The organism is Lutibacter flavus (assembly GCF_900188355.1).
GTDB lineage: Bacteria > Bacteroidota > Bacteroidia > Flavobacteriales > Flavobacteriaceae > Lutibacter > Lutibacter flavus.
Genome location: NZ_FZNX01000002.1, coordinates 476,417 through 490,459 on the forward strand (window position 1 = coordinate 476,417; position 14,043 = coordinate 490,459).

The 14,043-nt window shown below is 30.4% G+C and carries 13 protein-coding genes; 9 read left to right on the forward strand and 4 right to left on the reverse strand.

Features of this window, described 5'->3' with window-relative positions:
• Together feoB and CHB63_RS08295 are read left to right on the forward strand one after the other, a co-directional pair.
• A complete protein-coding gene (gene feoB, locus CHB63_RS08290; protein WP_089377986.1) occupies positions 1–2,112 on the forward strand; it encodes a ferrous iron transport protein B in 2,112 nt (703 codons plus the stop codon).
• On the forward strand, positions 2,112–2,225 hold the full coding sequence (locus CHB63_RS08295; protein ID WP_089377987.1) for a FeoB-associated Cys-rich membrane protein: 114 nt from the start codon (positions 2,112–2,114) through the stop codon (positions 2,223–2,225). The genes feoB and CHB63_RS08295 overlap by 1 nt, the downstream gene beginning before the upstream one ends.
• A gap of 28 nt (positions 2,226–2,253) precedes the next feature.
• Here CHB63_RS08295 and CHB63_RS08300 read toward each other — a convergent pair whose 3' ends face one another.
• Positions 2,254–3,075: a ZIP family metal transporter gene (locus tag CHB63_RS08300; RefSeq protein ID WP_089377988.1), complete on the reverse strand. Its 822-nt coding sequence runs from the start codon at positions 3,073–3,075 to the stop codon at positions 2,254–2,256.
• Between the two features lie 2 nt (positions 3,076–3,077).
• Positions 3,078–3,734, reverse strand: coding sequence for a metal-dependent transcriptional regulator (locus tag CHB63_RS08305; protein WP_089377989.1), 657 nt, complete (start codon positions 3,732–3,734; stop codon positions 3,078–3,080).
• Positions 3,735–3,815: 81 nt separating this feature from the next.
• On the opposite strand from CHB63_RS08305, the gene CHB63_RS08310 reads away from it, so the two are divergent.
• Positions 3,816–4,586, forward strand: coding sequence for a transporter (locus tag CHB63_RS08310; protein ID WP_089377990.1), 771 nt, complete (start codon positions 3,816–3,818; stop codon positions 4,584–4,586).
• A 31-nt stretch (positions 4,587–4,617) separates the two neighbouring features.
• A complete protein-coding gene (locus tag CHB63_RS08315) occupies positions 4,618–5,541 on the forward strand; it encodes a ketopantoate reductase family protein (protein WP_089377991.1) in 924 nt (307 codons plus the stop codon).
• Position 5,542: 1 nt separating this feature from the next.
• Here the strand turns inward: CHB63_RS08315 and CHB63_RS08320 are convergent, their stop codons facing one another.
• A complete protein-coding gene (locus tag CHB63_RS08320) occupies positions 5,543–6,457 on the reverse strand; it encodes a DMT family transporter (RefSeq protein ID WP_089377992.1) in 915 nt (304 codons plus the stop codon).
• Between the two features lie 130 nt (positions 6,458–6,587).
• Between CHB63_RS08320 and CHB63_RS08325 the strand changes: the two genes are divergently transcribed.
• From CHB63_RS08325 to CHB63_RS08345, 5 genes are all read left to right on the forward strand, one after another.
• Positions 6,588–7,085 (forward strand): DUF2911 domain-containing protein, encoded by a 498-nt coding sequence (locus tag CHB63_RS08325; RefSeq protein WP_245856860.1) that lies wholly within the window; start codon positions 6,588–6,590, stop codon positions 7,083–7,085.
• Positions 7,086–7,366: 281 nt separating this feature from the next.
• A complete protein-coding gene (locus CHB63_RS08330; protein ID WP_089377994.1) occupies positions 7,367–10,588 on the forward strand; it encodes a class I tRNA ligase family protein in 3,222 nt (1,073 codons plus the stop codon).
• Positions 10,589–10,737: 149 nt separating this feature from the next.
• Positions 10,738–10,995, forward strand: coding sequence for a SemiSWEET family sugar transporter (locus CHB63_RS08335; RefSeq protein ID WP_217898404.1), 258 nt, complete (start codon positions 10,738–10,740; stop codon positions 10,993–10,995).
• 66 nt (positions 10,996–11,061) lie between these two features.
• Positions 11,062–12,522, forward strand: a complete 1,461-nt coding sequence (locus CHB63_RS08340; RefSeq protein WP_089377995.1) for a sensor histidine kinase — start codon at positions 11,062–11,064, stop codon at positions 12,520–12,522.
• 4 nt (positions 12,523–12,526) lie between these two features.
• Positions 12,527–13,303: an enoyl-CoA hydratase/isomerase family protein gene (locus CHB63_RS08345; protein WP_089377996.1), complete on the forward strand. Its 777-nt coding sequence runs from the start codon at positions 12,527–12,529 to the stop codon at positions 13,301–13,303.
• Positions 13,304–13,346: 43 nt separating this feature from the next.
• Here CHB63_RS08345 and CHB63_RS08350 read toward each other — a convergent pair whose 3' ends face one another.
• A complete protein-coding gene (locus CHB63_RS08350) occupies positions 13,347–14,000 on the reverse strand; it encodes an HD domain-containing protein (protein WP_089377997.1) in 654 nt (217 codons plus the stop codon).
• Positions 14,001–14,043: the final 43 nt, after the last annotated feature.

Here is a 14,043-nt window from a genome sequence, read left to right on the forward strand (position 1 = left end):
ATGAAAAACAATTCGGTTGTTAACATTGCTTTAGTTGGGAACCCTAATACTGGTAAAACATCACTATTCAATCAACTTACAGGTTTAAAACAAAAAGTAGGAAATTATCCAGGAATTACAGTAGATAAAAAACACGGAAAATGTAAAATCTCTGATAAATTAACGGCCGAAATAGTTGATTTACCTGGAACATATAGTATAAATCCTCAAACTTTGGATGAAACTATTGTTCTTGATACGCTTTTAAATGAAGAAAACGATTCATATCCTGATTTAATTGTTGTTGTAGCAGAAGTTGAAAACTTAAAACGAAACTTATTATTATTCTCACAAATTAAAGATTTACAAATTCCAACTATTTTAGCTATTAATATGGCTGATCAAATGGAAAGAAAAGGAATTTCTATAGATCTTCAAAAACTTAAAGAGGAATTAAAAACTGAAATAGTTTTAATAAGTGCTAGAAAAAATATTGGGATTGGTCAGTTAAAAAACGAAATTGAGAATTTTAAAAATTGGAATACAGAGCCTATTGCTAATATATCTACTAAAATTGATGCTGAATTTTTTAAAGATTTAGAAACTAATTTCCCTAAAAATACATTATATAAATCTTGGTTATTAATAACCCAACAAGATTACTGTCATTTTTTAACGAATGAACAACATGCAAAAATAAATAGCTTTAAAGAAAATACTGAAAAAATTAAAAAATATCAGCATAAAGAAACCATTTATCGCTATCAAATAATTAATGATATTTTAAGGAAGACCTATAAAGTTGATAAATCTCAAGCTACTGATTTACGTTCGAAACTTGACAGGGTTTTAACTCATAAAATATTTGGGTATGTAATATTTGTGGGCATTTTATTGCTCATTTTTCAATCTATTTTTGAATGGGCTAGTTTCCCAATGGATTTAATTGATGGGCTATTTGCAAATTTGAGCGAAATAGCCAAAAATAATTTACCAGAAGGTGCATTTACCAATTTAATAGCTGAAGGAGTAATACCGGGTATTGGTGGAGTTGTTATTTTTATTCCTCAAATAGCCATTTTATTTTTGTTTATTTCGGTATTAGAAGAAACGGGCTATATGAGTAGAGTTGTTTTTTTGATGGATAAAATAATGCGTAAATTTGGAATGAGCGGAAAGAGTATTATTCCATTAATTTCGGGTACGGCTTGTGCTATTCCTGCAATTATGGCTTCCAGAAATATAAGTAGTTGGAAAGAGAGATTAATCACTATTTTAGTTGTTCCATTTACAACCTGTTCAGCACGGTTACCAGTTTATGCAATATTAATTGCATTAATAATACCTAGTAAACGCATTTTTGGAATTTTTAATTTACAAGGTTTAACATTAATGGGGTTGTATTTTCTTGGTTTTCTAGCTGCGATTTTATCCGCTATTTTATTGCATAAAGTTTTAAAAATTGAAAATAAAAGTTTGTTTATAATTGAAATGCCAAATTATAAATTACCATCTTTTAAGAATGTTTTTTATGAAGTTGTTGAAAAAACAAAAGCATTTATTTTTGGAGCTGGTAAAATAATTTTAGCCATTTCAATTGTATTATGGTTTTTAGCTTCAAATGGAACATCATCTTTTAAAAATGCTGAAGAATTTATAACTTCCAAAGAAGAAAATAAAAATTTACCTGAAGAAGCACTTCAAAAGAAAATAGCATCCTATAAGTTGGAGAATTCTTATATTGGTAAAATGGGAAAAACTATTGAACCTGTTATTAAGCCTTTAGGTTACGATTGGAAAATAGGAATTGCTTTAATAAGTTCATTTGCCGCCAGAGAGGTTTTTGTTGGTGCTTTAGCAACAATTTACAGTGTAGAAAGTGAAGGAGAAGATGTTGGAACCATAAAAGAGCGTATGGCATCTGAGGTTAATTCTGTAACTGGTAAAAAAAGGTTCAATTTACCAACAGGTATGTCCTTACTTATGTTTTATGCTTTTGCTATGCAATGTATTGGTACCTTAGCAATAGTTAAACGTGAAACAAAAAGTTGGAAATGGCCAATTTTACAATTAGTAGGTATGGGAATACTAGCCTATGTTTCTGCCTTTTTAACCTTTATAATTTTTAGTTAATGCAACAATTTTTAGTATACCTAACAGTTATTTTAGCCATAGGCTTTTTAGTTAAAAAGTACTTCTTTAAAACTAAAAAGAAAGGTAACTGTAGTTCAGATTGTGGTTGTTAATGTTTTCAAATTTTTGAAATGTTTACTATTATCCTAAACCAACATCTAAAGTCATCATAATAATAAAACCTCCAATAAATCCTAAGGTTGCAATATCTGTATATTTGTCTCGTTGAGTTTCAGGAATAACTTCTTCAACTACAACAAATATCATTGCTCCAGCTGCAAAAGATAAAGCATAAGGCAATATAGGTTGAAATGTCATTACGGCCCAAGCTCCAATTACAGCGGCAATTGGTTCAACTAAAGCTGAAGATTGTCCATACATAAAGCTTTTCCATTTGCTAGCACCTTGTCTTCTAATTGGCATTGAGACAGCGAATCCTTCTGGGAAGTTTTGTAAACCAATTCCAATAGCTAAAGCAACTGCTCCTCCAATTGTTGCTCCATCAAATCCAGCAGCTACACCACCAAATAGAACACCAACGGCTAAACCTTCTGGGATATTATGTAGGGTAATTGCTAAAACTAATAAAGTTGTTTTGTGCCAAGGTGTTTTAACACCTTCTTTTTCAGATTCTTTAAAGTTGACATGTAAATGAGGTAAGATTTTATCCAGACCAAAGAGAAACAAAGCTCCTAAACCAAAACCAACAACCGCAGGTATTACCTTAATAAAGCCTTCACCAGGGCTCATTTCAATTCCTGGCGCTAGCAAGCTCCAAAAGCTGGCAGCCACCATTACACCTCCAGTAAAACCTAGCATTCCATCAAAAAAAGCTCGATTCAATCCTTTAAATAAAAACACTAATGCAGCTCCTAAAGCGGTTAAAGCCCAAGTAAATAAAGTTGCGTAAAACGCAGCTAATATTGGATCAATACTTTCTAAATATGTTATAATTTGTTCCATTTTTATATTTTTTTAACAAATAAATTTTTTGAAATCTGATGTGATATTGAATAGTTATTTTTATTATTTTCAATAACCATTGAATTGTCAAATTCCTCTTTTGATATCACTTTTAAAGTACTCCCTAATTTAATGTTTTTTTTATCTAAAAACTTTAAAAATATTGAAGATGAATCCTTAACACCTATTACAGTGCATTCATCAAGGATATCAACAGAAGAAAGCATTAAGTTTTTATGATGTTCAATGTTGCCATCTTTATCAGGAATTGGATCTCCGTGCGGATCAAATGCTGGGTAATCTAAAAACTCTTCTAGTTTATCAATTAATGAATCAGACTTAATATGTTCTAATTGCTCGGCTAAATCATGTACTTCATCCCAGGAGAAGTCAAGTTTGTTAACTAAAAAAGCTTCCCATAATCTATGTTTTCTAACAATTTTAACTGCTATTTTTTTTCCTTTTGAAGTAAGGCTAGTACCTTGATATTTTTTATAATTAACTAAGTTTTTTTCAGCTAATTTTTTAATCATATCTGTAACAGAAGAAGCTTTTGTTTTTAGTTTTTCGGCAATATTATTTGTGCTAACACTTTTTCCATTGTGTAGCTCAATACTATAAATTGCTTTTAAATAATTTTCTTCTGATTGAGAGTGCATTATTCGCTTTATTTTAGACAAATATAATCAAATATTTAGACTTGTCTAAAAAATATTTATAGATTTGCATAAAAATTTAAAATGATACAAAACAAAACAATAATTTTTATTCTGATTTTTTTTACTTCAATAGTTACGTTTTCTCAAGAAATAATTACAGATAGACCGGACCAAACCGAATCAACAGTCACTGTTGGGAAACAAAATTTTCAAATAGAAAGTGGAATTATATTTCAAAATACAAACGATAATTCAGTTAACAGTTTTTTTGGACCTTCAACCCTTTTGAGGTATGGAATTTCAGACGGAGTTGAACTTCGTTTCGTTTCTCAATATGAATCAACAGAAATTGGGTTAAATGGAGCTAATATTGATTATTCCGGGTTTAATGATTTAGAATTAGGGGTTAAAATTCAGGTTTTAAAAAAAGAGAACTCAAATACCGAAATTGCATTTTTATCACATATAATTATACCAACAGGTAAAGAAAATTTAACAACAAACAATTTAGGGGTTGTAAATAAATTAGCTGTATCTCATGTATTAATTAAAAATGTTAGTGTTGGTTACAATATTGGTTATGATAATATTGAAAGGAAAAGTTCAATAACATACTCTGTGGCTTTGGGAATAAGACTTTCAAATACTGTTGGTTTTTATATTGAACCTTATGGAGCTTGGGGAGAATCAAATACTTTTGAAAGCAATCTAGATACAGGTTTCACATATTTAGTGAATAATAATTTTCAATTAGATGTTTCTTATGGGGTTGGTTTAAATAACGATATGAAGTATTTATCGGCAGGATTTAGCTGGATAATTCCAAAATTTTTAGCCCAAAATAAACTCTAAAACTGTATTTTTGATATTAAATAAATATCTAATGAATATTGTAATTTATGGAACGGGTGGTGTTGGTGGTTATTTTGGAACTCGTTTAGTTCAGGCAGGAAACAACGTTACTTTTATTGCCCGTGGAAGGCATTTGGAAGCAATTCAAAAAAATGGTGTACAACTTAAAAGCATTAAAGGAGATTATTTGGTAAAACCAGCAAATGCAACTGCTAGTATTTCTGAAGTTAAAGACATTGATTTAATATTAATTTGTGTAAAAACTTGGCAATTGGCTGAAGTTGCTAAACAAATAAAGCCTGTTTTGAATGACAATACAATGGTAATTTCATTATTGAACGGAGCTGATAATGCAGCTATTTTATGTAATATTATTGATGCAAAACATGTGTTAGGAGGTTTATGCAAAGTAATTAGCAAAGTTGAAGATTTCGGTATTATTAACCATATTTCTTATGAGCCAACAATTATTTTTGGAGAGTTAAATAATGAGAAAACAAAGAGAGCTCATTTATTAGAAAGAACATTTTTAAATGCTGGTATAAAAACTGAACTAGCTGAAGATATTCAAGTTGCTATTTGGACTAAGTTTTTATTTATTTCAACTATTAGTGCAATTGGCGCTTTAACTAGAGCTACTTTAGGAGAAATGATTATAATTCCTGAAATAAAAAAAATGATGCGCAAAACTGCTGAAGAAATTGCAATAATTGCCAAAGCTAAAGGAGTTAATTTACCTGAGGATACTATTGATAATCAGTTTAAAATAATTGAGAGTCAACCTTATGATGCAACTTCTTCTTTACAAAGAGATGTTTTGGATGGTAAACCTTCAGAGTTAGAAGCTCAAAATGGAGCTATTGTAAAAATGGGTATCGAATTGGAAATTCCAACTCCAGTAAATGACTTTATTTATTATTCTTTATTACCACAAGAAAAAAGAGCGCGAAAATAATTTAGGTTAATTTTATTTTTGGCTTTTTGCTAATCATGAAAACACCCAAAATTACCATAAAGCAACTTAGTATTTTTATCAAATTAATATCTTGTGAATATTCTTCGTGTCCAAAGGCAAAAGCATAAATACTAACTATAATAAAACTCAAAACCGGCTGCAAATAAATATAGCTTCCATTAACAGATGGCGGCACATGACTTAATGCATAAATGTTAAATAAGTAAGTTAAAAAAGTAGTTCCAATAATTACAAAAGTTAATGCTAAATAAGTATTGGTTGTGAAAGTACTAAAATCTATTGTTGCTAAATCACTAATTCCAAAAGGAATTATAAAGATAAGCCCAAACAAAAACACCCAACTTATAACCGTAATAGCTTTGTATTTTTTCATTAAAGGTTTTACTAAAACCAAATACAAACCATAAGAGCAAGCATTTAAAAACACAAATAAATTACCTAAAAAAGAACTGGTTCCTTCTGAAGTTTTTCCATATAAGATTAGAAAAACAGCTCCAATACCTCCTAAAATTATACCTAAATATTTGTTAGTTGTTATTCTTTCTTTTAAAAGAAAAGCGCTTAAAATTAAAACAATTACCGGGGTTGTTGTCATAATTATTGAAGCATCAATAGGTGATGTTAAACTAAGTCCGTGGAAAAAGAGCAGCATATTTGTAGAAATTCCAAATAATCCGCAAAAAGCAAGAAGCTTAAAATCTTTCTTTTCTATCTTTTCTTTTACAAATTGTTTTACTATCCAAAATAATAATCCAGCAGCAATTACTCTTAATAAAACCAATGCTGAAGGTTTAAAATAATTTGGCATTAATCCTTTAGCTATTAAAAAATTAGCACCGTATATAATGTTTGCTCCAAGTAATGCTAAATGAGCTTTTATGTTCTTGTTTTTCAAACTGAAATGTAAAATAATTTTAAGCGAAATTAAACAATATTATGAAAGGAGATTAATTTGGGTTTAAACTTTCGCAATTTATCCTTTAACAAAAAATGCATTTGTAGTTGCTGTTTTAGCAATGGGATTAATGTTTACAAATGAAATTACAGCTCAAAAATTTACAAAATTAGATGCAAGTCCAATGGACGCGGCTTCTTACCCTTCAAGTTATAAAGAGGCTAACAAAATGGTTAAAATAATTTATAGCAGACCTCAATTAAAAGGTAGAACTGTTGCAGAATTAGCGCCAAATGATAAAGTTTGGAGAACAGGAGCAAATGAAGCAGCTGAAATTACATTTTATAAAGATGTTACTTTTGGAGGTGAAGCTGTAAAGGCCGGAACGTATACTTTATTTACAATTCCAGGTGATGGTGAATGGACTGTAATATTAAGTACAGCAAAAAATGTTTGGGGATCTTATTTCTATAAAAAAAGTGAAGATGTTGTAAGAGTTAAAGGAACAGTTTCTAAAAGCGAGGATTCTATTGAAGCTTTTTCAATTGCTTTTGATGGAACTGATAGTGATGTAAATATGTATCTTGGATTTGGAAATACAGTGGTTACTGTTCCGATAAAAGGATAGCCCATCGAATAATAAAATAGTTAAAAGAGGCTGTTTAAAAAGTATTGAAAACCGTCATTCTGAATTTATTTCAGAATTTCATCATACTGATAATTAATCAATATTAGAACCTGAATCAAGTTTAGGTTGACGAAAATTTTACTTTTTAGACAGCCTCTTTTTTTATACAAATGTTACAAGAGTTTTATTATTATTTTAAGGTGTTTTATTATATAAGTTAAACGCTTTATTGTTTTCTATTTAAAATGTAACTTTGCGCTTTCAAAATTTGAATAGAAAGAATGGAATACAATTTTAGAGAGATAGAAGCCAAATGGCAAAAGTATTGGGCAGAAAACCAAACATTTAAAGCTGAAAATAAATCTAGCAAACCAAAGTTTTTTGTACTTGATATGTTTCCTTATCCATCAGGTGCAGGTTTGCATGTTGGGCATCCGCTTGGTTACATAGCATCAGATATTTATGCTCGTTATAAACGTCATAAAGGTTTTAATGTAATGCATCCTCAAGGTTATGATTCTTTTGGGTTGCCTGCCGAACAATATGCTATTCAAACAGGACAACATCCGGCAGTTACCACTGAAGCCAATATTAAAACATATAGAAAACAATTAGATCAAATTGGTTTTTCATTCGATTGGTCTCGTGAAGTAAGAACTTCTGATCCAAATTATTACAAATGGACCCAATGGATTTTTATTCAATTATTCAATTCTTGGTACAATAAAATAAGTGATAAAGCGGAAGATATTGAAACTTTAATTGCTATTTTTTCTTCGGAAGGAAATGCTGCGGTAAAAGCTGCTTGTGATGAAGATATTGAAATATTCACTGCTAAAGATTGGAAAGGTTTTTCAGAAGAACAACAACAAAATATATTATTAAAATACCGATTAACATTTTTATCTGAAACAGAAGTGAACTGGTGCCCTGCTTTGGGAACTGTGTTAGCAAATGATGAAATTGTAAATGGTGTTTCAGAGCGTGGTGGACATACTGTAGTTCGTAAAAAAATGATGCAATGGAGTATGAGAATTACTGCCTATGCTCAACGATTATTAGATGGTTTAGCTAAAATTGACTGGCCACAACCTTTAAAAGATTCCCAAACATATTGGATTGGTCGTTCGGAAGGAGCAATGGTAACATTTAAGGTGTTATCAACTTCAACAAATTCTGATATAAGAGATATGAAATTGTCTTTTAAAGAGTTTGAAAAATTAAAAGAAAACAGATCGAACCCTTCTAAAGTAGAGGGATTATTATGGGATAGATTAAAAAAGAAAAAAGGATCTTCAAAATTTAGAGCTAAATATATGGTTGGTTCTTTTCTTGTAGATTTTGTTTGTTTTACAAAAAATACAATTGTCGAATTTTCAGGAAAAGAAGACGAAAAAGAAAGAAGCAAATTTTTTGAAAGCGAAGGTTTTAGCGTTGTTAGAATTTCTCCAGAAGATATTTTAGAAAATATAGATGCGGTTGTTTCAAAAATTGATTCGGCATTGCAATTTCCTGTAATTTCTAAGGTAAATGAGAATAAAAGCGGAAATGAAATTCCAGTTGAAAAAGATTCAGGAATGGAAATTTCTGTTTTTACAACGCGTCCTGATACTATTTTTGGTGTTAGTTTTATGACCTTGGCTCCAGAGCACGAATTGGTTTCAAAGATTACAACTGCCGAGCAAAAAAAGGATGTTGAGGCTTATGTAAAAGCTACTGCAAAACGTAGTGAGTTAGAGCGTATGGCTGATGTAAAAACCATTTCAGGTGTATTTACTGGAGCGTATGCAAAGCATCCATTTTCAGGTGAAAAAGTACAGATTTGGATTGGAGATTATGTGTTGGCGGGATACGGAACTGGGGCTGTAATGGCGGTTCCTTGTGGCGATGAACGTGATTATGCATTTGCAAAACATTTCGGATTAGATATTCCTAATATTTTTGAAGGAGTAGATATTTCTGAAGAAGCTTGTTCAGATAAAGAAGGAGTGAAAATTGCTAATTCAGATTTTTTAAATGGGTTGACCTATAAAAGGGCAATGAAAACCATTATTTACGAAATTGAAAAACGTGGTATTGGTTTTGGAAAAATAAATTATCGTTTACGTGACGCTGTTTTTAGCCGTCAACGTTATTGGGGAGAACCTTTTCCAGTCTATTATAAAAATGGTTTGCCGCAAATGATTGACAAACAATATTTACCAATTGTATTGCCGGAAGTTGAAAAATATTTACCAACTGAAGATGGAAAACCACCTTTAGGAAACGCAGCAGTTTGGTCTTGGGATACTTCAAAAAATAAAGTAGTTTCAAATGATTTAATTGATAATGTAACTATTTTTCCTTTAGAATTAAATACAATGCCAGGTTGGGCAGGAAGTTCTTCATATTTCAATAGATATATGGATCCTGAAAATACTGAAGAATTTGTAAGCAAAGAAGCGGTTGAATATTGGCAAGATGTTGATTTATATATTGGAGGTAGCGAACACGCAACGGGACATTTATTATACTCTCGTTTTTGGCAAAAATTCTTGTTTGATAAAGGAATTGTACCAGTTGATGAATATGCTAAAAAGTTGATCAACCAAGGTATGATTACTGGAACTTCAGCTTTTGTTTATAGAGTTGAAGGAGAAAATAAATTTGTTTCAAAAGGATTAATTGAAGGATTAAAAGTACAACCAATTCATTCGGATGTATCATTTGTAAATGGTTCTGATGAGCTAGATGTCGAAGCCTTTAAAAATTGGCGTGAAGAATATAAAGATGCAGAATTTGTTTTAGAAGATGGTAAATACATATGCGGGCGTGAAGTTGAAAAAATGTCAAAATCTAAATACAATGTTGTAAACCCAGATACTATTTGTGAAAAATACGGAGCGGATAGTTTACGATTATTCGAAATGTTTTTAGGTCCGTTAGAGCAATCAAAACCTTGGAAAACTTCAGGAATTTCAGGAGTTTATAGTTTCTTGAAAAAATTATGGAAATTATATGTTGTAAATGGTGAGTTTTCAGTTTCTGATGAAGAACCAACAGCAGATGAGTTAAAAACTTTACATAAAACAATTAAAAAAGTAGAATACGATATTGCTAATTTTTCTTTTAATACATCGGTTTCTAATTTTATGATTGCTGTAAATGAGTTAACCGCTTTAGAATGTAATAAACGTGCAATTTTAGAACCATTGGCTATTATAATTGAGCCTTATGCGCCACACATTGCTGAAGAATTATGGAATAAATTAGGACATAAAACTTCAGTTTCAACAGAGGAATTTCCGATATTTGAGCCTAAATATTTGGTTGAAAGTAGTAAAGAATATCCAGTTTCTTTCAACGGAAAAATGCGTTTTAAAATAGAACTATCTTTAGATTTGGGAGTAAAGGAAATTGAAGAGATTGTTATGGCACATGAAAAAACACAAGCGCAATTACAAGGACGTACTCCTAAAAAAGTGATTATAGTTCCTGGTAAAATAATTAACATTGTTGGGTAAAATAATTTATTGAAGGCTAGACATACTTAACTTTAAAATATCATATTTGTCATTTTGAGCGGAGCGAAAAATCTCTTCAAATTAATGAGGATTATTCAAAAGATTCTTCATTTCATTCAGAATGACATTTTTTAATTAAATTAATAAAAATGATAGATTCTTACGAAATTGTAGGCCTAATAGCCGCCATTTTAACAACGTCTGCATTTGTGCCTCAAGTAGTTAAAGTTTGGAGATCGAAATCTACCGAAAGTTTATCATTAACAATGTATCTTGCTTTTTTTATTGGAATTGTATTATGGCTAGTTTATGGAATTCATTTAAATAGTTTGGCAATGATACTTTCGAACATCGTTACTGGTGTTTTGGCTTTAATTCTTATTATTCTTAAACTTCGATACAAATAAATTTCTTGGTACATTTGTTGTGAGGTAGGCTATAAATTAATCTGTATATTTACGTTTAGTATAACCATGAAAATTAAGCAACTTTCACTTCGAAATCGAATATTTTTAGCAATGATATTGTTAATATTGTTGGCATCTGTATTAATTGCAGCTGTTACAATATATCAATATAAGGAACAGACAGATGAATACAACCAAGGTAGATTAGAGCGTAAAGAAGAATCTGTAAAAGCAGCAATTAATTATTGGTTAAATAGTGGAACCGGAAATACATTCCCTATAATTGAAGAAAATTTACCTTACATTTTTAGAGAAAAGATTTATGAAATTTCTGATATTGAAAAATTAGAAATTAATATTTATGACTTGTCTGGTAATATTGCCAAAACTTCGCATTCCGGATTTGTTCAAAGCGATGCTTTAATTAAATTAAGTGATACAATTTTAAATAGTGTTGCCAATAATTTCGACCATCGATTTGTTAATACAAGAATAATTAATGATGTTAATTTACAATCTTCATATTCATATATTACAGATAACAAATTTAAGCCAATTGGAATATTGAATTTACAATATGTACAGGATAATACAGCTCAAGATAAAGATTTGGAAGAGTTTTTAGTTAGGATGGCTTATGTTTATATGTTAATGTTTTTGTTGGCAATTGGCTTGGCTTATTTTATTTCTAGTTATATCACAAGAAATTTAAAAGCGATTACAGAAAAAATGAGTCGCACTAGATTAAATACTTCAAATGAAAAAATTATTTTAGGAAACGCAAGTTCAGAAATTTTTACACTTGTAAAAGCTTACAATAATATGGTTGATGAACTTGAAAAAAGTGCGGTAAAATTAGCAAAAGGAGAACGTGAGCAGGCTTGGCGGGAAATGGCAAAGCAAGTGGCACATGAAATTAAGAATCCACTTACTCCAATGCGACTTACAATTCAAAGTTTTCAACGAAAATTTGATGTAAATGATCCGGATATTTATGATAAATTAAATGAATTTAGTAAAACCTTAATTCAGCAAATAGATACCATGAGTTCGATTGCTTCTGCATTTTCCAACTTCGCAAAAATGCCAAGTCAAAATCGTGAAGAATTAGAAGTAGTAGAGGTAATAAAACATGCGTTAGATATTTTTACGGAAGATTATATTTTTTATTTTCCGAAAAGTGAAAAAATAATAGCCGAATTGGATAAAACACAACTTATAAGAGTGCTAACTAATTTGGTGAAAAATGCGACACAAGCATTGGTTGATGTCGAAAATAAAAAAATTGAGGTGTCTGTATGTGAGGATAATGGCAATGTTGAAATTATTGTTGCAGATAATGGAAAAGGAATTTCTGAAGAGGATAAAGACAAAATATTTGAGCCTAAATTCACAACTAAATCTAGTGGGATGGGACTAGGTTTGCCAATGGTGAAGAATATTGTTGAAGCTTATAACGGAACAATAACTTTTACAACACAACATAATAAAGGAACAGTTTTTAAAGTAGTATTACCTAAAAAATAAAAATATGGATTTCGAAAATATACTAATTAAGGAAAAGGGAAATTTAGCAATATTAACAATTAATAGACCTTCAAAATTAAATGCGCTAAATAAGAATACAATTGAAGAATTACATCGAGCATTTAAAATGTTGAATGAAAATAAAACTATTAAAGTAATTATAATTACTGGTAGTGGAGAAAAAGCTTTTGTTGCTGGTGCCGATATTTCTGAATTTGCAAATTTTAATGTTGAAGAAGGTACAGAATTGGCTAGAAAAGGGCAAGAAATATTATTTGATTTTGTTCAAAATTTAGGCACACCCGTTATTGCTGCTGTAAATGGTTTTGCTTTAGGAGGAGGATTGGAATTGGCAATGGCAGCGCATTTTAGAGTTGCAAGTTCTAATGCCAAAATGGGATTGCCAGAAGTTAGTTTAGGCGTTATTCCTGGTTATGGCGGTACTCAACGCTTGCCGCAATTGGTAGGTAAAGGAAAAGCAATGGAAATGATAATGACTGCAGGAATGATTTCTGCTGAAGAAGCCAAAGACTGGGGATTGGTAAACTATGTTGTTGAACAAGAAGAGTTATTACCGTTATGCGAAAAATTAGCTATAAAAATTATGCGAAATTCATCTGTAGCAATTGGTGCAGCAATAAAAGCAGTAAATGCAAATTATACGAATTGTGTAAACGGTTTTAGTGTCGAAATTGAACAATTTGGAGTTAGCTTCGGAACCATTGATTTTGAAGAAGGTACAACTGCTTTTTTGGAAAAGCGTAAACCAAATTTTGAATAATATTTTGGGATAAAAAAGGTTATAATGTTACTCCAATTTTAAATTAAGAGTTTCCATCCCATTCATTATAAAATTGCTGAAGAAAGGTTTCCATATAATTATGTCTATCTGCAGCGATTCGCTGCCCTGTTTTAGTATTCATTTTATCTTTTAGTAAAAGTAGCTTTTCATAAAAATGGTTTATAGTTGGAGCTTTAGATTTTTTGTACTCCTCTTTACTCATTGTTAAATTTGGAGTGATTTTTGGATTGTATAAAGGTCTGTTTTTAAAACCACCATAATTAAAACAACGTGCAATTCCTACTGCTCCAATTGCATCTAGTCTATCTGCATCTTGTAAAACTTCTAGTTCTGGGGAGTTAAATTTTTGTTTAAAATTCCCTCCTTTATAAGAAATATTTGAAATGATATTTTCAATATGAATGATAACTTCATCAGGTACATTTTCATTTTCTAAAAATTCACGAGCAACTTTTGGCCCAATTGTTTCATCCCCTTTGTGAAATTTGGAATCTGCAATGTCATGTAATAAAGCACCTAATTCAACTATAAAAATATCAACGTTTTCATTTTTGGCAATTTGTTTTGCATTGTTCCAAACACGTAAAATATGAAACCAATCGTGGCCACCTTCAGCATCTTTTAAAGTTGATTTTACAAATTCTACTGTGTTGGATATTATTTCTTTTTTATTCATTTTTTAAAAATAAAAAATCCGCTTTAATTAAAGCGGATTTTAA

Excerpts from the sequence above, each read along its gene's own strand:
- feoB (WP_089377986.1), top strand. The coding sequence starts at position 1 with ATGAAAAACAATTCGGTTGTTAACATTGCTTTAGTTGGGAACCCTAAT.
- CHB63_RS08295 (WP_089377987.1), top strand. The coding sequence starts at position 2,112 with ATGCAACAATTTTTAGTATACCTAACAGTTATTTTAGCCATAGGCTTT.
- CHB63_RS08300 (WP_089377988.1), bottom strand. The coding sequence starts at position 3,075 with ATGGAACAAATTATAACATATTTAGAAAGTATTGATCCAATATTAGCT.
- CHB63_RS08305 (WP_089377989.1), bottom strand. The coding sequence starts at position 3,734 with ATGCACTCTCAATCAGAAGAAAATTATTTAAAAGCAATTTATAGTATT.
- CHB63_RS08310 (WP_089377990.1), top strand. The coding sequence starts at position 3,816 with ATGATACAAAACAAAACAATAATTTTTATTCTGATTTTTTTTACTTCA.
- CHB63_RS08315 (WP_089377991.1), top strand. The coding sequence starts at position 4,618 with ATGAATATTGTAATTTATGGAACGGGTGGTGTTGGTGGTTATTTTGGA.
- CHB63_RS08325 (WP_245856860.1), top strand. The coding sequence starts at position 6,588 with ATGTTTACAAATGAAATTACAGCTCAAAAATTTACAAAATTAGATGCA.
- CHB63_RS08330 (WP_089377994.1), top strand. The coding sequence starts at position 7,367 with ATGGAATACAATTTTAGAGAGATAGAAGCCAAATGGCAAAAGTATTGG.
- CHB63_RS08335 (WP_217898404.1), top strand. The coding sequence starts at position 10,738 with ATGATAGATTCTTACGAAATTGTAGGCCTAATAGCCGCCATTTTAACA.
- CHB63_RS08340 (WP_089377995.1), top strand. The coding sequence starts at position 11,062 with ATGAAAATTAAGCAACTTTCACTTCGAAATCGAATATTTTTAGCAATG.
- CHB63_RS08345 (WP_089377996.1), top strand. The coding sequence starts at position 12,527 with ATGGATTTCGAAAATATACTAATTAAGGAAAAGGGAAATTTAGCAATA.
- CHB63_RS08350 (WP_089377997.1), bottom strand. The coding sequence starts at position 14,000 with ATGAATAAAAAAGAAATAATATCCAACACAGTAGAATTTGTAAAATCA.